We start from the raw sequence: 21,871 nt of genomic DNA, 5'->3' as shown, positions 1-21,871 counted from the left end.
TCAGGGCAGGGGATAGGCGGCGGTGCTGTCGCCGGTGAAGTCGATGGCGGAGTACTCGTTGAGCTTCGAGAGTCGGTGGTAGGCCTCGATCATGCGCACGGTGCCCGACTTCGATCGCATCACGATGGACTGCGTGGTGCAGCCGCCGGGGTAGTACTGCACGCCTTTCAGGAGGTCGCCGTTGGTGACCCCGGTGGCGCAGAAGAAGACGTTCTCGCCGGACACCAGGTCCTCGGTGGTCAGCACCCGGTCGACGTCGTGGCCGGCGTCGATGGCCTTCTGCCGCTCTTCGTCGTCCTTTGGGGACAGCTGCGCCTGGATCGCGCCGCCCATGCAGCGGATGGCGGCGGCGGCGATGATGCCCTCGGGCGTGCCACCGATGCCGGCCAGCATGTCGGTGCCGGACAGGTACCGGCAGGCCGAGATCGCCCCGGCGACGTCGCCGTCGGTGATCAACCGGATGCGGGCCCCGGTCGCCCGGACGTCCTCGATCAGCTGCGCGTGCCGGGGCCGGTCCAGGATGCAGACCGTCATGTCCCGCACCGACAGGTTCTTCGCCTTGGCGACCGCTCGCACGTTCTCGGCGATCGGCTGGGTGATGTCCAGCACGTGGGCGGCCTCGGGCCCGACGGCGATCTTGTTCATGTAGAACACGGCCGACGGGTCGAACATCGCCCCGCGCTCGGCCACCGCGAGCACCGAGATCGCGTTCGGCATGCCCTTGCTCATCAGCGTGGTGCCGTCGATCGGGTCGACGGCGAAGTCGCACTCCGGGCCGTCGCCGTTGCCGACCTCCTCGCCGTTGTAGAGCATCGGCGCGTTGTCCTTCTCGCCCTCGCCGATGACCACCACACCGCGCATCGACACCGTGTTGACCAGCTCGCGCATCGCGTCGACGGCCGCGCCGTCGCCGCCCTCCTTGTCGCCGCGGCCCACCCACCGGCCGGCGGCCATGGCGCCGGCCTCGGTCACCCGGACGAGCTCCAGGGCCAGGTTGCGGTCCGGGGCTTCACCACGTGGCCGTCCGGATGGGCGGTCGCCCTCAACTGTCATGGTTCGTGATTGTCCCAGAAGCGGATCGGTCTGCTGGAACTGGGATACTCGGGGGATGACCGAAGAGCCGCCGCTCAATGCCAGCTCGGACGCCCATGTCACGGGCGAGCCGGCCCCGGCGGCCGGGCCCGTTCCCAAGCCCGCCAAACCGCGGTTGCTGCAGGACGGCCGCGACATGTTCTGGTCGCTGATGCCGTTGGTCCTCGGATGCATCCTGCTGGCGGGCCTGGTGGGCATGTGCTCGTTCCAGCCCGGCAGCCACCAGGGCGCGGTCCCGTCCTACGACGCGGCGACGGCCCTGCGGGCCGATGCCGCGACACTGGGGTTCCCCATTCGGTTGCCCAAGCTGCCCGCCGGCTGGCAGGCCAACTCCGGCGGCCGCGGCGGTATCCAGGGCGGGCGCACCGACCCCTCGACCGGTCAACGCCTGAACGCGGCCACCTCGGTCGTCGGCTACATCAGCCCGACAGGGATGTATCTGAGCCTGACCCAGAGCAACGCCGACGAGGACAAGCTGGTGGGCTCGATCCACGCCTCGGCGTATCCGGCCGGAACGGTCGACGTCGCCGGGACCAACTGGGTCGTCTACAACGGCGCCGGCCAAAGCGGGGCGGACGCCGAGCCGGTGTGGACCACCCGGCTCGCCGCCCCGTCCGGGGCCACCCAAATCGCGATAACCGGTGCCGGAAGCACCGATCAGTTCCGTACGCTGGCCTCGGCGGCGCAATCGCAGCCGCCGTTACCCGCGCACTGAAGGAAGGCCGAGCGTGACTGCACCCCAAGCCGATCTGTCCGGTTGGTCGGTCGCGCCGTTCACCGGCGGCGGCTACACACACGACGTCTACCGCAAGGGCAGCGGCCCCGGAGTGGTCCTGATTCCCGAGATCCCCGGAATCCATCCTGGTGTGCTGGCCCTGGGCGATCACCTGGTGGACAACGGCTTCACCGTCGCCACGCCGTCGCTGTTCGGTGAGCCGGGCAAGGCGAAGACGGTCGGCTACATCGCCGCGAGCATCAGCCGGGCCTGTGTGGCACGGGAATTCGCGGCCTTCGCGACGAACAAGCAGCGACCGGTGTCGTTGTTCCTGCGGGCGCTGGCGCGGGACCTCAACGCGTCGACGCCGGGCAAGGGCGTCGGCGTGATCGGTCAGTGCTTCACCGGCGGCTTCGCGCTGGCCGCCGCGGTCGACGACGCCGTTCTGGCCCCGGTGCTCTCGCAGCCGTCGGTACCGCTGCCGCTGGGCCGTGCGCGGCGCCGGGATCCAGGGCTCAGCGAAGCCGAACTGGCCACCGTGGCCGATCGCTGCGCCAACGACGGCCTGTGCGCGATGGGTCTGCGGTTCAGCGAGGACAGCGCCGTGCCCCGCGAACGGTTCGCGGCGCTCACGGAGCGGCTCGGCGACGCCTTCGAGGTGATCGAGATCGATTCGAGCCCGGGGAATGCGGGCGGTTTCGGCAGGATGGCGCATTCGGTGCTCACCGACGAGGTCCGCGAAGTCGACGGCCAGCCGGCTTACGAGGCCCGCAAGCGGGTGGTCGAGTTCCTCACCCAGAGGCTCACCTAGGCAACCGCATGCCCGGTGACAGTCTCGTAGTCGACACCGTCTACGGCCCGGTCCGGGGCGCCGACCTCGGCCAGGTTCGAGCATGGAAAGGCGTCCGCTACGCCGCCCCGCCCGTCCGCGCCCTGCGGTTCCGGGCACCGCAGGCGCCCGCGCGGTGGACCCAGGTCGCCGACGCCACCCGCTATGGGCCGGCCTGCCCCCAGCCGGTCTTTCCCAACATGCCGCTCGACCTGGGCGCGCCGCAGGGCGAGGACTGCCTGCGGCTGAACGTCTGGGCGTCGTCCGGCACCCAGCCGGGTGACCGAAAGCCCGTGATGGTGTGGCTGCATGGCGGGGCCTACGTCCTGGGCTCGGGCAGCCAGGCGTTGTACGACGGTCGCCGATTGGTCAGCGGCGGTGACGTCGTCGTGGTCACGGTCAATTACCGGGTCGGAGCGCTCGGTTTCATGGACCTGTCGTCGTTCACCACCTCGCGGCGGCGGTTCGATTCCAACGTCGGACTGCGCGACGTGCTGGCGGCACTGGCCTGGGTGCGCGACAACATCGCCGCATTCGGTGGGGATCCCCGCAACGTCACGCTGTTCGGCGAATCCGCCGGGGCGGGGATCGTGACGACCCTGCTGGCCTGCCCGGCGGCCGAGGGGTTGTTCGCCCGCGCGATCGCCCAGAGCTCACCGGCCACGTCGGTGTACGACCGGCGCAGGGCGCAGCGCGTGGCCGAGACCGTCCTCGAACGGCTTGACGTCGATGCGGACCGGTTGCCGGAGGTGCCCACCGCGGTGCTGCTGGCCGCCTCCCAAGAGGTCTTCGACGAAGTGCCCGTGCGTAACCCCGGGATTCTGGCGTTCGTCCCGATCATCGACGGCGAGCTGCTGGACGACTACCCGGTCAAGCGGGTGCAGGAGGGCCGATCGCTTGCGGTCCCGTTGATCATCGGTACCAACAGGCACGAGGCGGCGCTCTTCAGGTTGATGCGCTCAAGGCTGATGCCGATCACCCCTCGCGCGATCACCTCGATGTTCGACCAGATCGCCGCCGAACAACCCGACCTGCAACTGCCCACCGAGGAGCAGATCGGTTCGGCCTACTCGCGATTTCGGCGCAGGGCAAGGAGTTTGAGCATCGCGACCGACGTCGGGTTCCGGATGCCGTCGGTGTGGCTGGCCGAGGGGCACTCCCGCATCGCTCCGGTGTTTCTGTACCGGTTCGACTACGCGACCCCGCTGCTGAAGCTGCTGTTGGTCAACGCCGCTCACGCGACCGAATTGCCTTACGTCTGGGGCAATCTGGGCGGTCCGAAGGATCCCACACTGAAGCTCGGCGGCGCCGAGACCGCCAAGGCGGTCTCTCGGAGGATGCGCACGAGGTGGATCAACTTCGCGGCGCGCGCCGACCCGGCTGGCCCCCCCGGCGAGCCGGAGTGGACGCCGTACCGCGCGGCCGATCGCGCCTGCCTGGTCATCGACAAGCGCGACACCGTCGCGCGCGATGTCGATGCGCGCATCCGCGCCGCGTGGGGCAGTGAGATGGTGGGCTTCCGCTAGCGGTGGTTAACCGTTGACGGACGGTTGCAGCGCTTCGGCCTTCATGCGCTGGAACATGTCGACGTAGTAGGGCAGGCATTGCGACATCGCCTGCTCGGTGGTGAACAGCGGCTCATAGCCGAGGTCGCGGCGCGCCTTTGCGATCGAGAAGTAGTTGTCCAGGTAAAGGCGCTCGACGGCCAGCGGCTCGAGCAGCGGCGCGGGTATGCCGAAGCGGAAGTGGAGCCGCTGCCAGCCCGTCATCGCCGCGCGGACCATCGGGCCGTTGATCCGCACCCGGGGCCAGCTCACGCCGCAGGCCTCGACCACCGGCCGGGCGAACTCGAACATGTTGATCGGTTCGTCGTCGTTGATGAAATACGCCTGCCCCGGCGCCGTGCCACCGGGGACGAGGTGCTCTGCGGCCAGGATGAAGCCGTGAATCAGGTTGTGCACGTAGGAGTTGTCCAGCCGCGCCGACTTGCGGCCGATCAGCACCTTGACGTGGCCGGCGATCACGCTTTCGAACAGCTTGCGGAACATCGTCTGATCGCCGCGGCCCCAGATCCCGCTGGGCCGGATCGCGCACGTCAGCAACCCGCCAACACCGTTCTGCGCCAGGACGAACCGCTCGGCGACCACCTTGGTCTCGGTGTAGAGGTCGTTGAACCGGTCGGTGTAGGGCAGGGTCTCGTCACCGCCGGGAATGTTCTGGCCGCCCATCACGACGCTGTTGGACGACGTGTAGACGAATCGCTTCACCCCGGCGGCCTGCCCCGCGTGCACCAGGTTCTCGGTACCGCCGACGTTGACCGCGAAGCTGCGCTGCCGATACGCGTCGGTCACCGACGCGCCGCCCATCAGGTCGATGATCGCCGCGGTGTGGAAGACGGTGTCGATGCCGTCGACCGCCCGGGCGCACACCTCCGTGTCGGTGATGTCACCCTCGAGCACCTCGAGGTGCTCGTGCTGCGCAAGCGGCGACGGCGCTCGGTCGAACGAACGCACCCGATGCCCGCGGTCCAGCAGCGTGGTGACCAGGTTGGCGCCGACGAACCCGGAGCCGCCGGTGACCAGGACCCGACCGATTCCGGTGGTCAGTGATGCATCAGCCATGGGCCGCAGCATAACTGAAACGTGTTCCAATTTGAAAAAAAGTCACGACCGCAGCTTTCGTAGAATGGCCAAATCAGGCGTCGTCGGCCTGTCCGGCCGCCAGCGCATCCGCAATCCGCTTACGGGCTCCAGCTAAGTGCTCCTCGCATCGTTTAGCGAGTTCTTCGCCTCTTTCCCACAATTTCAGCGATGCATCAAGATCCAAACCACCCTGCTCGAGCAGGCGGACCACTTCGATCAGTTCGTCCCGGCACGCTTCGTATCCCAGACTACTAATGGGCGTAATTGGCTGCTCCTCTTTACCGGCCATCGGTCGGACCCTCGCTCACCGCGGCGACCGCGCCGTCGGCCACGCGCACCCGCAGCCGGCTCCCCGCCGGAGCGTCGGCCACCGACCGCAGCACGACCGGGGCCCCGGAGTCCGGCACCGCCTGCACCACGGCATAACCGCGGGCCAGCGTGGCCGCCGGTCCCAGCGTCGCCAGCCGCGCGCTCAGGTGACCGACGCGCTCCGTCTCGGTGGCGGCCAGGCGGGAGATGTCGCGGCGAATCGCCGACCGGGCGCGGTGCACCTCGTCGGCGCGCGCCGTCAACGCGCTCAGCGGCTCGGCGAGCACCGGCCGGCTGCGGACCTGGGCCAGCGCGCGTTGTTCGCGAGCAACCCAATTGCGCAGCGCCTGCGCGCTTCGCCGGCGCAAGTCCTGGATCAGGCGCTGCTCGGCGGCGGTATCGGGCACCACCTTCTTCGCCGCGTCGGTCGGGGTGGCGGCGCGCAGGTCGGCGACCAGATCGCACAGCGGATTGTCGGGTTCGTGACCGACCGCGCTGATGACCGGGGTGCGGCACGCCGCGATCGCGCGGCACAGCGTCTCGTCGGAGAACGGCAGCAGGTCCTCGACGCTGCCGCCGCCGCGGGCCACCACGATGACGTCGACCTCGGCGTGGCGGTCGAGTTCGTAGAGCGCTTCGACGATCTGCGCCACCGCGTTGGGCCCCTGGACCGCGGTGTTGCGCACCGCGAAGCGCACCGCCGGCCAGCGCGCGCCCGCCACCGTTCGCACGTCGTGTTCGGCGGCGCTGGCCCGGCCGGTGATCAGTCCGATCATGTTGGGCAGAAAGGGAATTGGTCGCTTGAGCCGCGGGTCGAAAAGCCCTTCGGCGTCCAACAGCCGGCGCAGCCGATCGATGCGGGCCAGCAGCTCGCCAACGCCGACGGCCCGAATCTCGCTGAGCCGCAACGAGAATGTGCCCCGGCCCGTGTAGAATGACGGCTTGCCGCAGACCACCACCTGCGTGCCCTCGGCCAGCTTCACCGGGGCGTTGGTCACCAGGTCACGCGAACAGGTGACGCTCAGCGACATGTCGGCGGCCGGGTCGCGCAGCACCATGAACACCGTCTTTGAGTCGGGCCGCGCGCTGATCTGGGCCAGCTGCCCCTCGACCCACACCGTGCCGAGCCTGTCGATCCAGCCCGCGACCCGAATGGCCACCGCGCGCACCGGAAACGGGTTCTCGGCGGAGTTGGGTTCGGGATGTGCGGCCGGGGTCACTTCGCGTTCGCGCGGGTGATCCTGTTGGCCAGCAGCGTCTGGAACGGAGCGCGGGCCTTGGTGGCCTGCTCGTAGGCCAACAGGGATTCCAGTTCGTCGACGCTCAGCGACTGCAGGCGGGCCCGCAGCTGCGCCAGCGTCAGCGTTGGGTAGTCCAGCTCGGCGACCACCGACGGTTGCGGAACCGCCGGGGCATCCGTTGATTTCCTGCCCTGTTTCAGGGGGGCGGCATCGGAGGCGGCGTCGGCGAGCGAGTACAACGCGAATCGCCCCTCGGTTCGGCGATCGGCATCACCGCCGCCGTTCGGGGCGGTGCCGGGGGCTTCCACCGCGTCGGGCAGGTCCTCGTCGAAGGTCGCCCATTCCGGCTGCTCGTCCTTCGGCGGAAAGATGGTCTCCAGCGTGCTGTCGCCCTTGATCGCCAACTCGGCAAGGTTCTGCTGAAACCGCATCACCAGGTGCGCCGCCTGACTGGCTAACGTCATGGGGTACATCAGGATGGTTTTCGGCAGCTTCATGGTCTCCTCGACGGCGACTGTCGCCGCGCCGACCAACAGCCGAACTCCATACGGTGCAGAAGCCATGGGTCCAAGATTGCCTTAAGCGACGGCTAACTCCAAGCCCGCGGGCGCGAGCTGGCAAGCCCGCGTCGGCAGAACGTACCCTGGGTGTCATGCCGCCGACTGTCGACATGGGAATTCCCGGTGCGTCCAGCTCGGTAGCCACCGATCCAGCCCGCAAGCGAGTGCTTCTGGCCGAGCCGCGTGGTTACTGCGCGGGCGTGGACAGGGCCGTGGAAACGGTCGAACGGGCGCTGGAAAAGCACGGCCCGCCGGTGTACGTGCGCCACGAGATCGTGCACAACCGGCACGTGGTGAACACGCTGGAAAAGGCCGGCGCCGTGTTCGTCGAAGAGACCGACGAGGTGCCCGAGGGGTCGATCGTGGTGTTCTCCGCGCACGGGGTGGCGCCGACGGTCTATGCCGCGGCCGCCGAACGCAACCTGCAGACCATCGACGCCACGTGCCCGCTGGTCACCAAGGTGCACAACGAAGCCAGGCGATTCGCGCGCAATGACTTCGACATCCTGCTGATCGGGCACGAGGGGCATGAGGAGGTCATCGGGACGTCCGGTGAAGCGCCCGACCACGTGCAGCTGGTGGACGGGGTCGCCGCGGTGGACAACGTGACCGTGCGGGACGAGAACAAGGTGGTCTGGCTGTCGCAGACCACGCTGTCGGTCGACGAGACCATGGAGATCGTCGGCCGGCTCCGGCAACGGTTCCCGAAGCTGCAGGACCCGCCCAGCGACGACATCTGCTACGCGACCCAGAACCGGCAGGTCGCCGTCAAGGCGATGGCACCGGAATGCCAGCTGGTGATCGTCGTCGGCTCCCGGAACTCATCGAACTCGGTGCGGCTGGTCGAGGTGGCGCTGGGCGGCGGCGCCGCGGCTGCCCACCTGGTCGACTGGGCCGACGACATCGACCCCGCCTGGTTGGAAGGGGTGACCACCGTGGGCGTGACCTCCGGCGCGTCCGTCCCCGAGGTGTTGGTGCGGGGCGTGCTGGAGCGGCTCGCCGATTACGGCTTCGACGTGGTGCAACCGGTCACCACGGCCCAGGAAACCCTGGTGTTCGCGCTGCCGCGCGAGATCCGGTCACTGCTGTAGACCCCTCGGGCGCGTCTGACACGTCCGGATGGGGCGCTCAGGCGTCGTATTCCCAGGATTCCGTCGGGGGCCGCTGAGGCCGGCCATACGTCCGTGAGCGGTTGCGGCGGTCCGGGTGGCGCTCTGCCGTGGGCTCGTCGGGTGTGCCGGCTCCCCGGTAGCGCACCTGCGAGATGGGGTGATGCGTCCCGTTGTTGCCGCTGGTGGCGGGGCGGCGGCGCCTCGGCTCGTAGGTCGGCTCGTAGCGGTCGCTGTCATAGCGGCCAAAGCGCTCCGACGCCCCCGGCTGGTCGTACGCGTCATACCCGTCGAAACGGCTGCTCCTCGGCGCGGGCCGCTCGTAGGGGCTGCGCCGCGCGCGCGGCTCCCGACGGCCTTCCCGGGGCGATTGGCCGCGCGGCTCCGGGTCGGCGTCCGGCCTGGGCCGTCGCCGCGACCGGCGGGGCGGTTCCGCCGCGTCGTAGTCCCGGACGGGCGGCGAGCCTCTCCGGTTCGCGCGCCGCTCGCCGGGTTCGACCGCGTCGTCCAGCGGTTCCCGGGTGCGCCGCGAGTGGGTTCGGGCGGAGCGGGTGGCGGACCGGTCGCTGCGCGCCGTCCGGCGGGCCCGCGGCGAGGAACTGGTCTCGCGCCCGCGCCGCGCCCGGGCGGGGGCCGCCTCGTCGCCGTCGTGCTCGCCTGATTCCGGGCGCAGCATCGCCTGCAGTTTGGCGACGATGCCCCCGACGATCGACGTGGCGTCGGCGGCTTCGGTGTCGTCGGAGGTGGTCGGCGCCGCGGTCGCCCGGTGCGACATCCCGTAATACCACCTGACCAACCCGATCAGCAGCACGATGCCGGCGGTTCCCAGCATCAGCGGGAAGCGCTCGATGAGCGGGTAGCCGCAGTTGATCAGCAGATCTTTGAGATGGCCGACTTTGGCGTCGTGGAACAACCAGTACGCGCCGGGCACCGCGCAGAAAAGTATCAGCGGGGGCTGGATGATCGCGGTGAACAGCCCGTCCTGGCGCACCGCTAGGACCGCCGCCACACAGCCGGCTATATAGAAGCCGGCGAAGACATGGGTCAGCTCCTTGTGGCCGGCGTCGATTCCGTACCCGATGGCGGTGGCGGTGACGGCGAGAAGCAGCGCGGCGTACCACGGCACACCTGGGATTCCTGGGTGAATCGAGCGGTGGGAGGCCTCCACCGTCGACGTTGCCCGCTGTCCTGACACATGTAGACCGTACCGGCAATGGGCCCAAAGCCCCGTAAATACCTCGTAGCGATCGCGGGCGTGCCACGCTCGCGCGCCGGAGAGGGCGCACGAAAGGTCCAGGCAGCCGGTGTGGCCGGCCGACCCCTAGACTTGGGTCCCTGTGAGCCTGAGCCTGGGAATCGTGGGTCTGCCCAACGTCGGCAAGTCGACTCTGTTCAACGCGCTGACCCGCAACGACGTGGTGGCGGCCAACTATCCGTTCGCGACGATCGAGCCGAACGAGGGTGTCGTTGCGCTGCCCGATCCGCGACTCGACAAGCTGGCCGAGCTTTTCGGGTCCGAGCGCGTCGTGCCGGCGCCGGTGACGTTCGTCGACATCGCCGGCTTGGTCAAGGGCGCGTCCGAGGGCGCGGGCCTGGGCAACAAGTTCCTGGCCCACATCCGCGAATGTGACGCCATCTGCCAGGTGGTCCGGGTGTTCTCCGACGACGACGTGACCCACGTGGCCGGGCAGGTGGATCCCCGGTCCGATATCGAGGTCGTCGAGACCGAGCTGATCCTGGCCGACCTGCAGACCCTGGAGCGCGCGCTGCCGAGGCTGGAGAAGGAAGCCCGCACCAACAAGGAGCGAAGGCCGGTGTACGACGCGGCGGTTGCCGCGCAGGAGACGTTGGACGGCGGCACGACGCTGTTCGGGGCCGGTGTGGATGCATCCCTGCTGCGGGAGCTGAACTTGTTGACCACCAAGCCGTTTCTGTATGTCTTCAACGCCGACGAGGCGGTGCTGACCGATGAGGCGCGGATCGCCGAGCTGCGTCAGCTGGTGGCGCCGGCCGACGCGGTGTTCCTGGACGCGGCCATCGAAGCCGAGCTGAACGAGCTCGACGACGAGTCGGCCGCCGAACTGCTGGCGTCGATCGGGCAAGCCGAGCGGGGTCTCGACGCGCTGGCCCGCGCGGGCTTTCACACCCTCAAGCTGCAGACCTTCCTCACCGCAGGCCCAAAAGAGGCGCGCGCGTGGGTGATTCACCAGGGTGACACCGCGCCGAAGGCGGCCGGGGTGATCCACACCGACTTCGAAAAGGGCTTCATCAAGGCCGAGATCGTGTCCTATGACGACCTGATCGCCGCGGGCTCCATGGCGGCGGCCAAGGCGGTCGGCAAGGTCCGGATGGAGGGCAAGGACTACGTGATGGCCGACGGCGACGTGGTCGAGTTCCGCTTTCAAGCAACGTCTGGCCAGCAGAAGAAGTAGTACAAGATGCGATGATCGGTCGTTGGTGAATTCCCCCTAGAGAGCGAGTGCAACATGCATGACGACGACATGCGGGACGCGCTACGGCAGCACTGGGCCGCATCAGACGCCAATGACTTCGAGACCGAGCATCGGATTTATCGAGACGACGCAGTGCTCGAATATCCGCAATCGGGCGAGCGCATCCGTGGTCGGCACAACATTCAGGCGTCGCGCGAAGCGCAGCCGAATATGAAGCGATTCACTGTGCGACGCGTGCTCGGTGGCGGCGACCTCTGGATCAGCGAACTCGTCCTCACCTACGACGCGGAGCCGTTTTACGTCGTGAGCATCATGGAGTTCGAGGATGGGAAAGTCGCCCGCGAGGCGCAGTACTTTGGCGAAGCATTCGAACCTGGCCCGTCCCGTGCACAGTGGGTCGAACACTGAGCCACTGGCGAGAGGAATCACTGCAGCCGACGGCGACGTGGTCGAGTTCCGGTTCAACGTCTAGATATACCCGGCCTCATACGCCCCGGTGTCCCGTTGGCCCTTGAAATTTCTCTCCGGCGGAGCGCGACGGTTGACCAGAGCAGGTTTATTGGCAGGAGAGGAGCCATGCCGACCACGCCTGGTGAGTCCGATTCGGGGGCAGCCGAACTCGATGAGCGCAAGAAGCGTCTCGTGCTTCGTGAGGCCGAGGCCTTGGCGCGCGAGTGGCGCGCAGACGACCGCGAGGGCACGGCAGTCGAGCGTGAGCGACTGCGACGCGAAGCGGACCGCCACGAGCGTTTGGCGGCGCGTGACCGCTTGGCGTCCGCCGAAGAAGCGCGCAACCAGGCCGAGATCCGGCGTGAGATGGCCGCCGCCGAACGCCGCGACGGTGGGTGATCGCGGCTGGAGACGCGCCGCAGAGGTGGTCGAGTTCGGATTCGAACACCTAGCGTTCGAGTCGCTGCTCGACCATGCTTGACGGATGGCGACTGTCGAGCAGGCCAGACCGTGGGTCCGGCGGGTTACGGGCATTCTGATGGGTTGCGGGTTGGCGTTGCCCGGCTTCGGGCCGGCCGGGGGCCTCGCGCACGCGGCCCCGCCTCCCGCGCCGACCTCCCACTGGTGCCCCGGCGGTTCGTGGGACCCGAGCTGGGGCAGGGTCTACGACTGGGACTGGAAACACTGCCACGACTGGCAAGGTCCGGCGGGTCAGAGTTTCCCGGCGGGTGCGGGACCGTGGGGTCCCCCGCCGGTTTGGGCGCCGCCGCCGCCGCCTGCACCACCGTGGGCACCGGGGGCCCAGCTGATGTGGAACCCGACCGGCGCAGGCAACTGGGGGTTCTGGAACAACGGGATATGGACTCCGGCCTGACGAAGCGCCGGCTCCAAGCGTCGATCAGCCGTGGGGAGGAGGCATGGTGCGGTGGCGGGGCGTCTGTCACGTCGAGTTCGCGGTGCTGGACTATGAGGACTCGATCGCGTTCTACGACGCGTTGTTCGGCTGGTTGGGCTACAGCAGCTTCTCGACTTTGAACATGGAGTACGAGTCGACCTATTACATGACCCGTAATGCCAATCCGCACAGCTACATCGGCATTCAGCCTGCACGTACCGGGGGGAAACTGACGCACGGCGATCAGGCGGTCGGAATCAACCACGTCGCATTGTGGGCGCGCAGCAGGGGAGAGGTCGACCGTTTCTACCGCGAGTTCCTGGTGCTGCGGGACATCCCGGTCACCGACGAGCCGAAAGAATATCCGCAGTACTGGCCGGGCTACTACGCCGTGTTCTTTGACGACCCCATCAACGGGATTCATTGGGAGCTGGCCTGGCTGCCCAAAGTCCCTGCGCCCCGGCAACTCTGGTCGTTCTACCGTGCGATCCGGGCATTCGCCCGGAGTCGGCCGGACTTGGCGAACACGGTGCCCGGGGTCGTGTGGCAGGCGAGGCGAACTCTGCCGGCCCGATAGTTCGCCCCACCCGGCCACCAGTACGTGGTGGGGCGGCGGGATCGGCCCCAGTACGAGCGCTTGTTGATGGCGCGGACCAACGCCGTCCGGCCCAGCCGAACGCGACCTGCCTTAGTTCCGTTCCAAGCTGCCTTGTCGGAGGCGGTCCGTAGCATGCCCGTGTCGCACGAAGTCGCATCGTCACGGTAGTCAGGGGGCTCCCATGAAGTTCGTTTCCACCCGCATCATCACCGCCGACGTCAACAGGCTTGTCGAGTTCTACGAGGCGGTCACCGGGGTTCGGGCGGTATGGGGCAACGAGCTTTTCGCCGAGATTCCGACGCCGGTTGGCACGCTGGCCATCGGCAGCGACAAGACCGTGCCGTTATTCGCAGCCGGATCCGCCGAGCCGGCGGCCAACCGCAGCGCGATCGTGGAGTTCATCGTCGACGACGTGGACGCGCAATACGAGCGACTTCGCGAGAGCGTCGGACAGGTGGTGACAGCGCCGACCACCATGCCATGGGGGAACCGGGCACTGCTGCTACGGGATCCGGACGGAAATCTCGTCAACCTGTTCACTCCGGTCACGGAGGAGGCCCGCGCCAAGTTCGGAATCTGAGCGTGGGGTGGTGAGGCGGCCACTTGCGGGATGCGGCCGAGGAGTTTGCTGACGGCGTGATCTCCCGCCGCTGTCGGCTTTGCTGGAAGTGCGGTGAAGGCCACTGTCCGCGTAATGAATGGCGTGCGCCACAATTTTTGGCGAACAATAACGCGTATTGCTAGCGTCGCCGGCCATGGTAGTACTTGCAACATTGATGTCGTTGATCAATCAGGTCTCCGGAACGCCTTATATTCCGGGTGGAGATTCTCCGGCCGGGACGGATTGCTCAGGACTCGTTTCCTGGGTTGCCAACGCGGCGTCCGACAGGCCGATCTTCGGAAACCGGTTCAACACCGGGAATGAAGAAGCAGCTCTGTTGGCACGCGGCTTTCAATACGGAACCGCCCCCAACGCACTCGTGATCGGATGGAACGGCGGCCACACGGCGGCCACGCTGCCGGACGGGACCCCGGTAGCCAGCGGTGAGCGCGGTGGCGTGCACATCGGCGGCGCGGGGGCCTACCAGGCCGGCTTCACCCATCACATGTTCCTGCCGATGCCGCCGGACGGCGAGGGCGCACTTCCGCCTCCGCCGGATGCGCCTCCCCCGCCGCCGGACGTGCCTCCGCCACCGCCGGAAGCGCCGCCCGTGTTGGTCGACGCCACGGCCCCGGCGCCGCCCGCGCCGCCGGCTCCGCCGGCACCGGAATTGCCGCCGCCCGGCGATCCGGGAATTGCGAATCCCTAACGAACTGAATTCGCGAAGGTGTCAATCTATTGGCCAACTATTAGGCGTGTATATGACACGCGAATAGAACGGGCCCACTGCAAAGTGAAATAGACCCGGCTTTGGAAGTGTTGTGAGCCAGGCCACTTCCCGGCCGCGGACGGATGGGTCGCGATTACTGCGCAATCAGAGCGTCAGAGCGCCCCGGGTGTCGGTCAAGGCGCCCGGGGCGTTCTTTGCTGGCGCCGGCGCCGGCTAGCGGCGCGCGTTGGCCGATATGCTGGCGTTGCTCGCCGTGATCGAGCGGGCGCAACGTCGTCAGCGACCCTAGGCAGGCACCGGCATGATCTTCATCGTCGTCAAGTTCGAGACCAAGCCCGAGTGGACCGAGCGCTTCCCAGAACTCGTCGCCTCGTTCACCGCCGCCACCCGTGCCGAGGACGGCAACCTGTGGTTCGAGTGGTCGCGCAGCCTGGACAACCCGGCGGAGTACGTGTTGGTGGAGGCGTTCCGTGACGACGCGGCGGGCGCCCTCCACGTCAACAGCGATCACTTCAAGCGGGCGATGCAAGAGCTGCCGCAGGCCCTCACGTCCACCCCGAAGATCATCAACCAGACGATCGACGCGACCGGGTGGTCGGAGCTGGGCGAGATGTCGGTCGGCTAGCCGACTTCGCCTACCGTCACGGTGATTTCGCTGCCCAGTTGGTAGCCCGGCGCCAGGGGAAGCGTGTCACCGCTCCAAAATTTGCCCGGGTCGAACCAGTTCGCGTCCTTGTCGGTGTTGAGCAATCCCATTTCCTCATAGGTGATCGCCACCGTCTCCGCGCAATAGGCCGTGGAAAGGCTCATTCGGCGTTCTTCGCGCCGGCGCCGGGTTTGCTCGCGAACCTTGCTGTCCACCACCGGGATTCCCCGTACCCAGTCGTTGATGGTCGGAAGCCGGCCGCGGAACCAGCGACCGGTCAGCCGTGCGGTGGTGGGAAACGCGGTGCCGTCCATCCGCGCGATCACCCGCAGCAGTTTGTTCTCCTGTTCGCGGGTGGGGTTGGGTGTCAGCTGGCGCAGCCAGCACCGCTGCTGATACCGCTGCGTCCACTGCAGGACGGCCTGGTGCAGATCGTTGAGTTGTACGCCCCGGTGGTTGGTGCCGGTCCACATGTCGACGAGCTTGTCGCCCAACTCGGCGTGCCAGATCAGCGGCGGCAGGTCGTCGATGGCCACCGTCATGCCGACGTGATTCACCGGCGCGTTGGTCAACGCCTGAATCGCGCGATCGGGCCGCGAGCGTCCGCGAAACAGCCAGAGATCGCCGGTGCGGGTCTCGTTCAGCGCGTCCTCGAGGGTCAGCATCATGAGCCGGCAAGCACTTCTCGCGCGACGTTGCGCGCGTTGACGGCGGCGGGATAGCCGGCGTAGCCCGTCATGTGGTAGATCACCTCTTCGATCTCCTCGATGCTCAGCCCGTTGCGCAGCGCGATGGGGAAGTGAGACTTCAACTCGCCGGTGGCCCGCAGGGCGATGAGCGCGCCGAGCGTCACCAGGCTGCGCGAGCGCCGATCCAGCCCGGGCCGGTTCCACAGGGCGCCGAACACGTGCTCGAGACCCAAGTCGCCGAGTTCGTCGGCGATGCCGCCGTCACGCATCGTGGTGGCGCCGTCCGGGATCAGGCCGGGCAGCATCTCCTTGAGCACGTCCAGGCCTTCGGTGCGAGGGTCAGCCATTCGGGTTGCCTTTCATTCGGGTTCGCGGGAGATCTGGTAGTCGATGTAGGCGTCCCAGTCTTGGACGCGACGGCGCAGCTCGTCGACGACGTGCGGATGGGTGGGCACGAAGAACCGGTTGCGCAGGATCGCGTCGGCGACCAACTCGCCGACCGCCGCGGGGTCGAGCAACTCGAACTGCTCGCCGGGGATGCGCAGCCGTGTCCCGCCACCGAATCTCGGCACGGCGGCGGCGATGTTGGTCAACACCGGTCCCGGGCACAGCAGCGTGACACCGATGTTCTTGGGGCGCAGATAGATTGCGAGACCCTCGCTGATCTGCACGATGGCGGCCTTGGTCGCCGCGTACGGCAGCCGGTCGTAGGAGTAGCTGAATAGCCCGGCGAAGGAGGCGGTGTTGACCAGGTGCCCGCTGCCCTGGCCGAGCAGCAGCGGTAAAAAGGCCGCGTTGCTGCGCACCACCGACATGAGGTTGGTGTCGAGGATGCGTTGCCACTCGCTGACCGGAATGTCTTCGGGCAGGCCGTTCGTCAGGACTCCGACGTTGTTGACGACGATGTCGATGCGGCCGAATCGACGCAGGGCCGCGTCGCGAACGCCTTCGAAGGCAACCGTTTTCGAGACGTCGGCATGCTGCGGCAACGCGGCGCCGCCTCGGCTGCTCAGCTCGTCGGTCAGGGCGCGGACACCATCGTCGTCGACGTCGACGGCGACGACGTGCGCGCCGCGGTCGGTGAGCGTGCACGCGATCGCGCGGCCGATGCCGCTGGCCGCCCCAGTGATGACGGCGACCTTGTCGCGAAGAGTCTCCATGCGTCCGCGCCTGTGTGAGCCAGTTTCACCTGTTGCAAGAGCACACAAGTTAATCACAGCGCGAATACCCTGTGTCCATGCGCAGAGTGTGGAAGTGGGTTGGGCTGGCCGGCGTCGCCGGCGTCGTCGCCGGAGGCGCGCTGGTGGCTCGCGATCAACGCAAGCGACGCGCCTACACGGCGGACGAGGTCCGGTCGCGCCTGCATCAACGGCTGGCCGAGTACGACGGGGAGGGCTTTCAGTCCAGGTCGGGATCGGCGGGGGCCGCCACGGCGAACAACGAATAGGTTCCCGAGAAGCCTTTCAGCTCGACCTGGCGGCCCTTGTCGAAGTGGATGTCGTCGCAGTCGGAAAGGGCGTCCCGCACAGGTTGACTCACCAAGATCTCGCCGCCGGCGGCCTGGGCGGCCACCCGCGCCGCCATCGCGACGTTGCGGCCGAACAGATCATCGCCACGTCGGACCGATCGGCCCATGTGGATGCCGATCCGAACGCGAATCTCCTCGTGGCGCTTGCGTTTCGCGTCCTTGCGCAACGCGCGCTGCAGGTCGATCCCGCACCGCACCGCCTGATCGGCGCGCGAGAAGGCGATCATGAAGCCGTCGCCCTGGCTCTTCACCACGTGACCAGACCGCCGCCGTACCAGGTCGGACACCAGCTTGTCGTGTGCGCCAATCAGCTTGACCCAGGCGCGATCACCGATCCGCTCGTTCAGCGCGGTGGATTCCTCGATGTCGGAGAACAGGATCACCACCCGGCCGTCGGGGGTGACCCTGGCCAGGTCGGGCCGTTCCACCTCCGCCCAGTCGGCGAGATCCTCGATAGAACCACGTACGGCCGCGCCGAAACCTTCTTTGCGGACTACGTTGGCGGTATTCCACACGGTCTTGAGGGCCTCGCGCCCACCCGACAGCAGCCAGCTGCGGGTGTCGGCCCGGTGCCGCAACTCCTCGATCTCCCGGCGGCTGCGCACCAGCAACCACGCGAGCACGCCGAGCGCGACGGCCTCGATCGCGGCAACGCCGGCCAGGACGTAGAGCGTGATATGCAGCGCATCACCCACGCAAGCATCCTGCCAAGGACGCGACGGCTTGCGGTTGTCGGGCCTGGGTGCGGTGTCTAGTGTTAGGTCGGACCGCCGCGGGTAGTGAGTCTGGAAGAGCCGACGACTTTCGGAGGTGCGGGCTTGGCTGACGGCGGCGACAACGCTTCGAACAAGCTGGTGATCTTCGGCATCACCGGCGATCTGGCGCGAAAGATGACCTACCGCGCCCTGTACCGTCTCGAGAACCGCAAGTTGCTCGACATCCCGATCATCGGCGTGGCCAGTGACGACATGCCGCTCGAGAAGCTGGTCGACCGGGCTCGCGAGGCGATCAAGGCGTCCGGTGAGAAGTTCGACGACGCGGTGTTCGACCGGCTCGCGGGCCGGCTCTCCTATCTGCACGGCGACGTCACCGACGAAGAGCTGTACGGCCGCCTCGCCAAGGAGATCGGCCGGAACCGCCGGCCGCTGTACTACCTGGAGATGCCGCCGTCCCTGTTCGCGCCGATCGTCGAAAACCTCGCGAAGGCCGACCTGCTGGAGCGCGCCCGCGTCGCGGTGGAAAAGCCGTTCGGCCACGACCTGGCCTCGGCGCGCGACCTGAACGCCCGGCTGCGCGCGGTGCTCGACGAGGACCAGATCCTGCGCGTGGACCACTTCCTGGGCAAGCAGCCCGTCGAGGAACTGCAGTACCTGCGCTTCGCGAACAACGCCCTGGCCAAGTTGTGGGATCGCGACAGCATCTCCGAAATCCACATCACGATGGCCGAGGATTTCGGCATCGAGGACCGCGGCAAGTTCTACGACGCTGTGGGCACGCTGCGCGACGTCGTACAAAACCATCTGCTGCAGGTGCTCGCGCTGGTCGCGATGGAGCCCCCGGTCGGTCCCAGCGCCGACGACCTGAATGACAAGAAGGCCGAGGTGTTCCGGGCGATGCCGGCGCTGGATCCCGAGCGGTGCGTGCGCGGCCAGTATCGCGGCTACACCGACGTCGACGGGGTGGCGAAGGATTCGCAAACCGAGACCTACATCGCGCTGCGGACCGAGATCGACAACTGGCGCTGGGCGGGGGTGCCGATTTTCCTGCGCGCCGGAAAGGCGCTGCCGGAGAAGGTCACCGAGGTGCGGATGTTCCTCCACCACGTTCCGGGATTCTCGTTCCTGCCCAACCGCCGGCCGCCGGAGCCCAACCAGATCGTGCTGCGCATCGATCCCGACCCGGGAATGCGGCTGCAGTTGTCCGCCCAAGTCGGCGACGGATGGCACGACGTCCACCTGGACTCCTCGTTCGCCGAGGATCTCGGCGAAGCCGTCCGGCCCTATGAACGGCTCCTGTACGCCGCGCTGACCGGGGACCGCCAATTGTTCGCCCGGGAAGACGCGATCGAAGAGACGTGGCGGATCGTGCAGCCCGTGCTGGACAAGCCGAGCCGGATCCATCACTACGACCGGGGCTCGTGGGGCCCCGAGGCCGCGCAGTCGCTGCTGCATGGTCATCGCAGCTGGCAAGAGCCGTGGCTGCCCAAGCCCACGACGTCACAGTAAGGAGACGGGAAGAGATGCAGCTCGGCATGATCGGCCTCGGCCGGATGGGCGCGAACATCGTCCGCCGCGTCGTCAAGGACGGACACGAATGCGTGGTCTACGACCACAACCCCGACGCGGTCAAGGCGATGGCGGGGGAGGACAGGACCACCGGCGTGTCGTCGCTGAAGGAGCTCGCCGAGAACCTGAGCGCTCCGCGGGTCGTCTGGGTGATGGTGCCGGCCGGGACCATCACGACGGGGGTCATCGAGGAGCTGGCGCAGACGCTGGAGCCCGGCGACATCGTCATCGACGGCGGCAACTCGTACTACCGCGACGACATAACGCATGCGAAGACTTTGTCCGACAAGGGGATTCACCTGCTCGACTGCGGCACCAGCGGGGGTGTGTGGGGCCGGGAGCGCGGCTACTGCCTGATGATCGGCGGCGACGACGAGGCGTTTCTGCGCGCCGAACCCATCTTCGCCTCTGTCGCTCCCGGAGTGGAAGCGGCGCCGCGTACGCCGGGCCGTGACGGCGAGGTCGCCCGGTCGGAGCAAGGCTATCTGCACTGCGGTCCGTCCGGCGCCGGGCACTTCGTCAAGATGGTGCACAACGGCATCGAGTACGGCATGATGGCCTCGCTCGCCGAGGGACTCAACATCCTGCGTAATGCCGACATCGGCAAGCAGGTGCAGGAGGGTGACGCCGAAACCGCGCCGCTGTCGAACCCGGAGTTCTACCAATACGACTTCGACATCCCCGAGGTCGCCGAGGTGTGGCGGCGCGGCAGCGTCATCGGCTCGTGGCTGCTGGACCTGACCGCGATCGCGCTGCACGATTCGCCGGACCTCAAGGAATTCTCCGGACGAGTCTCGGACTCCGGGGAGGGCCGCTGGACGGCCATTGCGGCGATCGACGAGGGTGTCCCGTCGCCGGTGCTGACGACTGCGCTGCAGTCCCGCTTCGCCTCGCGTTCCCTTGACGACTTCGCCAATAAGGCGCTGTCGGCGATGCGCAAGCAGTTCGGCGGCCACGCCGAGAAGCCGGCCAACTAGCGCCGCGTCGCCGGGCGATGCGGGTCGCCACCAACGGGCTCAGTGGCGCTTGACGAACTTCACCACGGCGTCGCTGAAAGCGTCGTTATCGTCGCCGGCCGCGGTGTGCCCGGCGTTGGAGAGCTCGACGAACTCCGCGCGGGGCACGGTGGCCAGGAAGTGCCGAACACCTTCCGGGCTGACGACGTCCGACAGCTTGCCACGGATCAGCAGGACGGGGATCGACAGGTGTTTGGCGGCCTGCTCGAAGTTCTCCGTGCGCAACTCCGGGTCGTCGCCGGGCTTGGTCATGAACGCCGGGTCCCAGTGCCAGTACCAGCGCCCGTCCCGCAGGCGCAGGTTCTTCTTGAGCCCCTCGGGGCTGCGCGGCTTGTCCCGGTACGGGAGATAGGCCGCCACGGCGTCGGCGGCCTGCTCCAGCGAGTCGAAGCCGTCGAGGCCGCTGATCATGAAATCGCGGATGCGGGCGCTGCCGCCCTTCTCGAATCGGGGCACCACATCGACGAGGACCAATCGGGTCACCTTCGCCGGCCCCGCCCGGTGCGCGGCGAGGATGCCGGTGAGTCCGCCCATGCTCGCCCCGATGATCATCACCGGCCGGCCGATCGCCTCGATCACCTGCAGGACGTCGGCCGTCAGGGTCTCGACGTCGTAGTCGGCGTTGGGTGCGCGATCGCTGTCCCCGTGCCCGCGGCTGTCGAGCGCCACGACGTGCAGGCCCTCGTCGGCGAGGATTTGACCGGTGCTTTTCCAAGAATGCCGGTTCTGGCCGCCACCGTGCAGCATCAGGACACTCGGCCGGCCCGCGCCGCCGGTCCCGTGATTCCATTCGTCGGCGACCAAGGTGATCCCGCCGACGCCGGAAAATTCGACCGTCTGGGGGACGCTGCTGACCGCGCTCATGCGACCTGACGTTACATAGGGGGCTTAAGCACCGTTGCGCGGGTCGATGACGCGATGAATTTCCGCCGCCGCGGCGGTCTATCTGGGGACGACACCACCGAGCCAATGAGGAGGCCGCGACCCATGCCATCGATCACCCCGTCGTTGTGGTTCGACCACGATTTGGAGGAGGCCGCGAGGTTTTACACCTCGGTATTCCCGAACTCGCACATCGAGGGCTTCAACCGAACTACGGAGGCCGGGCCCGGCGAGCCGGGCACCGTCCTGTCCGGCAGCTTTGTGCTGGACGGCACCCGGTTCATCGGCATCAACGGCGGCCCGCACTTCCAGTTCGACGAAGCCGTCTCCTTCACGATCCACTGCACGGACCAGGACGAGGTCGACTACTACTGGGAGCGGTTGACCGACGGCGGCGAGGAGTCGCAATGCGGCTGGTGCAAAGACCGCTTCGGCCTGAGCTGGCAGATCATCCCGGACCGGCTCTACGAGCTCATCGGCGGCCCCGATCGGGTGCGCGCCGCGGCGGCCACCCGGGCGATGTATGGCATGCGCAAGATCATCATCGCCGAGCTGGACAGAGCCGCCGCGCAGGCATAGCGAAATTCCCTGTCGCAGCTGC

At 67.8% G+C, this 21,871-nt stretch carries 27 protein-coding genes; 16 read left to right on the top strand and 11 right to left on the bottom strand.

Features of this window, described 5'->3' with window-relative positions:
- Entirely contained in the window at positions 1-1,053 is a 1,053-nt protein-coding gene (gene glpX, locus G6N51_RS13155) for a class II fructose-bisphosphatase (RefSeq protein ID WP_083172188.1), read from the bottom strand.
- Positions 1,054-1,108: 55 nt separating this feature from the next.
- Between glpX and G6N51_RS13150 the strand changes: the two genes are divergently transcribed.
- From G6N51_RS13150 to G6N51_RS13140, 3 genes are read left to right on the top strand one after another with little or no spacing between them, the layout of a single operon-like run.
- The gene (locus tag G6N51_RS13150; protein ID WP_083172187.1) at positions 1,109-1,807 is read left to right on the top strand and encodes a DUF4245 domain-containing protein; all 699 of its coding nucleotides are present in this window, start codon (positions 1,109-1,111) and stop codon (positions 1,805-1,807) included.
- Positions 1,808-1,820: 13 nt separating this feature from the next.
- Complete coding sequence (locus G6N51_RS13145) at positions 1,821-2,618, top strand: dienelactone hydrolase family protein (RefSeq protein WP_083172186.1); 798 nt, start codon at positions 1,821-1,823, stop codon at positions 2,616-2,618.
- A gap of 8 nt (positions 2,619-2,626) precedes the next feature.
- Entirely contained in the window at positions 2,627-4,162 is a 1,536-nt protein-coding gene (locus G6N51_RS13140; RefSeq protein ID WP_083172185.1) for a carboxylesterase/lipase family protein, read from the top strand.
- Positions 4,163-4,168: 6 nt separating this feature from the next.
- Here G6N51_RS13140 and G6N51_RS13135 read toward each other — a convergent pair whose 3' ends face one another.
- The 4 genes from G6N51_RS13135 to G6N51_RS13120 all read right to left on the bottom strand — a co-directional run bounded on the left by G6N51_RS13135 (position 4,169) and on the right by G6N51_RS13120 (position 7,391).
- Positions 4,169-5,269 (bottom strand): 3-beta-hydroxysteroid dehydrogenase, encoded by a 1,101-nt coding sequence (locus G6N51_RS13135; RefSeq protein ID WP_083172184.1) that lies wholly within the window; start codon positions 5,267-5,269, stop codon positions 4,169-4,171.
- 61 nt (positions 5,270-5,330) lie between these two features.
- Positions 5,331-5,567, bottom strand: coding sequence for an exodeoxyribonuclease VII small subunit (locus G6N51_RS13130; RefSeq protein ID WP_083172183.1), 237 nt, complete (start codon positions 5,565-5,567; stop codon positions 5,331-5,333).
- The gene (gene xseA, locus G6N51_RS13125) at positions 5,557-6,807 is read right to left on the bottom strand and encodes an exodeoxyribonuclease VII large subunit (protein WP_083172182.1); all 1,251 of its coding nucleotides are present in this window, start codon (positions 6,805-6,807) and stop codon (positions 5,557-5,559) included. The genes G6N51_RS13130 and xseA overlap by 11 nt, the downstream gene beginning before the upstream one ends.
- Complete coding sequence (locus G6N51_RS13120) at positions 6,804-7,391, bottom strand: lipid droplet-associated protein (protein WP_083172181.1); 588 nt, start codon at positions 7,389-7,391, stop codon at positions 6,804-6,806. The genes xseA and G6N51_RS13120 overlap by 4 nt, the downstream gene beginning before the upstream one ends.
- An 89-nt stretch (positions 7,392-7,480) precedes the next feature.
- On the opposite strand from G6N51_RS13120, the gene G6N51_RS13115 reads away from it, so the two are divergent.
- Positions 7,481-8,479: a 4-hydroxy-3-methylbut-2-enyl diphosphate reductase gene (locus G6N51_RS13115; RefSeq protein WP_083172180.1), complete on the top strand. Its 999-nt coding sequence runs from the start codon at positions 7,481-7,483 to the stop codon at positions 8,477-8,479.
- Positions 8,480-8,516: 37 nt separating this feature from the next.
- Here the strand turns inward: G6N51_RS13115 and G6N51_RS13110 are convergent, their stop codons facing one another.
- Positions 8,517-9,692, bottom strand: a complete 1,176-nt coding sequence (locus G6N51_RS13110) for a DUF6542 domain-containing protein (RefSeq protein ID WP_180134403.1) — start codon at positions 9,690-9,692, stop codon at positions 8,517-8,519.
- 142 nt (positions 9,693-9,834) lie between these two features.
- Between G6N51_RS13110 and ychF the strand changes: the two genes are divergently transcribed.
- From ychF to G6N51_RS13070, 8 genes are all read left to right on the top strand, one after another.
- Positions 9,835-10,929, top strand: coding sequence for a redox-regulated ATPase YchF (gene ychF / locus G6N51_RS13105; protein ID WP_083172178.1), 1,095 nt, complete (start codon positions 9,835-9,837; stop codon positions 10,927-10,929).
- Between the two features lie 54 nt (positions 10,930-10,983).
- Entirely contained in the window at positions 10,984-11,358 is a 375-nt protein-coding gene (locus tag G6N51_RS13100; protein WP_083172177.1) for a nuclear transport factor 2 family protein, read from the top strand.
- A gap of 168 nt (positions 11,359-11,526) precedes the next feature.
- Entirely contained in the window at positions 11,527-11,799 is a 273-nt protein-coding gene (locus G6N51_RS13095) for a hypothetical protein (protein WP_083172176.1), read from the top strand.
- A 139-nt stretch (positions 11,800-11,938) separates the two neighbouring features.
- On the top strand, positions 11,939-12,274 hold the full coding sequence (locus tag G6N51_RS13090; protein ID WP_083172214.1) for a hypothetical protein: 336 nt from the start codon (positions 11,939-11,941) through the stop codon (positions 12,272-12,274).
- Positions 12,275-12,320: 46 nt separating this feature from the next.
- A complete protein-coding gene (locus G6N51_RS13085) occupies positions 12,321-12,872 on the top strand; it encodes a VOC family protein (protein ID WP_083172213.1) in 552 nt (183 codons plus the stop codon).
- Between the two features lie 202 nt (positions 12,873-13,074).
- Entirely contained in the window at positions 13,075-13,473 is a 399-nt protein-coding gene (locus tag G6N51_RS13080) for a VOC family protein (protein ID WP_083172175.1), read from the top strand.
- Positions 13,474-13,648: 175 nt separating this feature from the next.
- Entirely contained in the window at positions 13,649-14,203 is a 555-nt protein-coding gene (locus G6N51_RS13075; RefSeq protein ID WP_083172174.1) for a glycoside hydrolase, read from the top strand.
- A gap of 322 nt (positions 14,204-14,525) precedes the next feature.
- The gene (locus tag G6N51_RS13070; protein ID WP_083172173.1) at positions 14,526-14,849 is read left to right on the top strand and encodes a putative quinol monooxygenase; all 324 of its coding nucleotides are present in this window, start codon (positions 14,526-14,528) and stop codon (positions 14,847-14,849) included.
- Here the strand turns inward: G6N51_RS13070 and G6N51_RS13065 are convergent.
- Genes G6N51_RS13065 through G6N51_RS13055 form a run of 3 tightly spaced genes read right to left on the bottom strand, consistent with a single transcriptional unit; the run spans position 14,846 to position 16,719 of the window.
- On the bottom strand, positions 14,846-15,535 hold the full coding sequence (locus G6N51_RS13065) for a guanylate cyclase (protein WP_083172212.1): 690 nt from the start codon (positions 15,533-15,535) through the stop codon (positions 14,846-14,848). The genes G6N51_RS13070 and G6N51_RS13065 overlap by 4 nt on opposite strands.
- On the bottom strand, positions 15,535-15,906 hold the full coding sequence (locus G6N51_RS13060) for a carboxymuconolactone decarboxylase family protein (protein ID WP_083172172.1): 372 nt from the start codon (positions 15,904-15,906) through the stop codon (positions 15,535-15,537). The genes G6N51_RS13065 and G6N51_RS13060 overlap by 1 nt, the downstream gene beginning before the upstream one ends.
- A 12-nt stretch (positions 15,907-15,918) precedes the next feature.
- The gene (locus tag G6N51_RS13055) at positions 15,919-16,719 is read right to left on the bottom strand and encodes an SDR family oxidoreductase (RefSeq protein ID WP_083172171.1); all 801 of its coding nucleotides are present in this window, start codon (positions 16,717-16,719) and stop codon (positions 15,919-15,921) included.
- Positions 16,720-16,796: 77 nt separating this feature from the next.
- Here G6N51_RS13055 and G6N51_RS13050 point away from each other — a divergent pair, with 77 nt between their 5' ends.
- A complete protein-coding gene (locus G6N51_RS13050) occupies positions 16,797-17,006 on the top strand; it encodes a hypothetical protein (RefSeq protein WP_083172170.1) in 210 nt (69 codons plus the stop codon).
- On the opposite strand, the gene G6N51_RS13045 is transcribed toward G6N51_RS13050, so the two are convergent.
- A complete protein-coding gene (locus G6N51_RS13045; RefSeq protein ID WP_083172169.1) occupies positions 16,958-17,782 on the bottom strand; it encodes an adenylate/guanylate cyclase domain-containing protein in 825 nt (274 codons plus the stop codon). The two genes, G6N51_RS13050 and G6N51_RS13045, sit on opposite strands and share 49 nt — an antisense overlap.
- Before the next feature lie 123 nt (positions 17,783-17,905).
- Here G6N51_RS13045 and G6N51_RS13040 point away from each other — a divergent pair, with 123 nt between their 5' ends.
- Together G6N51_RS13040 and gnd are read left to right on the top strand one after the other, a co-directional pair.
- Positions 17,906-19,312 (top strand): glucose-6-phosphate dehydrogenase, encoded by a 1,407-nt coding sequence (locus tag G6N51_RS13040; RefSeq protein WP_083172168.1) that lies wholly within the window; start codon positions 17,906-17,908, stop codon positions 19,310-19,312.
- A gap of 14 nt (positions 19,313-19,326) precedes the next feature.
- Entirely contained in the window at positions 19,327-20,349 is a 1,023-nt protein-coding gene (gene gnd, locus G6N51_RS13035; protein ID WP_083172167.1) for a phosphogluconate dehydrogenase (NAD(+)-dependent, decarboxylating), read from the top strand.
- 39 nt (positions 20,350-20,388) lie between these two features.
- Here gnd and G6N51_RS13030 read toward each other — a convergent pair whose 3' ends face one another.
- Positions 20,389-21,252, bottom strand: coding sequence for an alpha/beta fold hydrolase (locus G6N51_RS13030; protein WP_083172166.1), 864 nt, complete (start codon positions 21,250-21,252; stop codon positions 20,389-20,391).
- A gap of 123 nt (positions 21,253-21,375) precedes the next feature.
- On the opposite strand from G6N51_RS13030, the gene G6N51_RS13025 reads away from it, so the two are divergent.
- Positions 21,376-21,849: a VOC family protein gene (locus G6N51_RS13025; RefSeq protein WP_083172165.1), complete on the top strand. Its 474-nt coding sequence runs from the start codon at positions 21,376-21,378 to the stop codon at positions 21,847-21,849.
- Positions 21,850-21,871 lie beyond the last annotated feature (22 nt).

Origin of the sequence: Mycobacterium paraseoulense, assembly GCF_010731655.1 — a bacterium.
Classification (GTDB): Bacteria; Actinomycetota; Actinomycetes; order Mycobacteriales; family Mycobacteriaceae; genus Mycobacterium; species Mycobacterium paraseoulense.
The sequence above is the reverse complement of the archived record's forward strand: the minus strand, read 5'-3'. Positions and strand labels throughout refer to the sequence as shown.

What these genes read in the sequence shown, in the direction of transcription:
- glpX (WP_083172188.1), bottom strand. Translation starts at nt 1,053, where the DNA reads ATGACAGTTGAGGGCGACCGCCCATCCGGACGGCCACGTGGTGAAGCC.
- G6N51_RS13150 (WP_083172187.1), top strand. Translation starts at nt 1,109, where the DNA reads ATGACCGAAGAGCCGCCGCTCAATGCCAGCTCGGACGCCCATGTCACG.
- G6N51_RS13140 (WP_083172185.1), top strand. Translation starts at nt 2,627, where the DNA reads ATGCCCGGTGACAGTCTCGTAGTCGACACCGTCTACGGCCCGGTCCGG.
- G6N51_RS13135 (WP_083172184.1), bottom strand. Translation starts at nt 5,269, where the DNA reads ATGCTGCGGCCCATGGCTGATGCATCACTGACCACCGGAATCGGTCGG.
- G6N51_RS13130 (WP_083172183.1), bottom strand. Translation starts at nt 5,567, where the DNA reads ATGGCCGGTAAAGAGGAGCAGCCAATTACGCCCATTAGTAGTCTGGGA.
- G6N51_RS13120 (WP_083172181.1), bottom strand. Translation starts at nt 7,391, where the DNA reads ATGGCTTCTGCACCGTATGGAGTTCGGCTGTTGGTCGGCGCGGCGACA.
- G6N51_RS13115 (WP_083172180.1), top strand. Translation starts at nt 7,481, where the DNA reads ATGCCGCCGACTGTCGACATGGGAATTCCCGGTGCGTCCAGCTCGGTA.
- G6N51_RS13100 (WP_083172177.1), top strand. Translation starts at nt 10,984, where the DNA reads ATGCATGACGACGACATGCGGGACGCGCTACGGCAGCACTGGGCCGCA.
- G6N51_RS13095 (WP_083172176.1), top strand. Translation starts at nt 11,527, where the DNA reads ATGCCGACCACGCCTGGTGAGTCCGATTCGGGGGCAGCCGAACTCGAT.
- G6N51_RS13090 (WP_083172214.1), top strand. Translation starts at nt 11,939, where the DNA reads ATGGGTTGCGGGTTGGCGTTGCCCGGCTTCGGGCCGGCCGGGGGCCTC.
- G6N51_RS13080 (WP_083172175.1), top strand. Translation starts at nt 13,075, where the DNA reads ATGAAGTTCGTTTCCACCCGCATCATCACCGCCGACGTCAACAGGCTT.
- G6N51_RS13075 (WP_083172174.1), top strand. Translation starts at nt 13,649, where the DNA reads ATGGTAGTACTTGCAACATTGATGTCGTTGATCAATCAGGTCTCCGGA.
- G6N51_RS13070 (WP_083172173.1), top strand. Translation starts at nt 14,526, where the DNA reads ATGATCTTCATCGTCGTCAAGTTCGAGACCAAGCCCGAGTGGACCGAG.
- G6N51_RS13065 (WP_083172212.1), bottom strand. Translation starts at nt 15,535, where the DNA reads ATGCTGACCCTCGAGGACGCGCTGAACGAGACCCGCACCGGCGATCTC.
- G6N51_RS13060 (WP_083172172.1), bottom strand. Translation starts at nt 15,906, where the DNA reads ATGGCTGACCCTCGCACCGAAGGCCTGGACGTGCTCAAGGAGATGCTG.
- G6N51_RS13055 (WP_083172171.1), bottom strand. Translation starts at nt 16,719, where the DNA reads ATGGAGACTCTTCGCGACAAGGTCGCCGTCATCACTGGGGCGGCCAGC.
- G6N51_RS13050 (WP_083172170.1), top strand. Translation starts at nt 16,797, where the DNA reads ATGCGCAGAGTGTGGAAGTGGGTTGGGCTGGCCGGCGTCGCCGGCGTC.
- gnd (WP_083172167.1), top strand. Translation starts at nt 19,327, where the DNA reads ATGCAGCTCGGCATGATCGGCCTCGGCCGGATGGGCGCGAACATCGTC.
- G6N51_RS13030 (WP_083172166.1), bottom strand. Translation starts at nt 21,252, where the DNA reads ATGAGCGCGGTCAGCAGCGTCCCCCAGACGGTCGAATTTTCCGGCGTC.
- G6N51_RS13025 (WP_083172165.1), top strand. Translation starts at nt 21,376, where the DNA reads ATGCCATCGATCACCCCGTCGTTGTGGTTCGACCACGATTTGGAGGAG.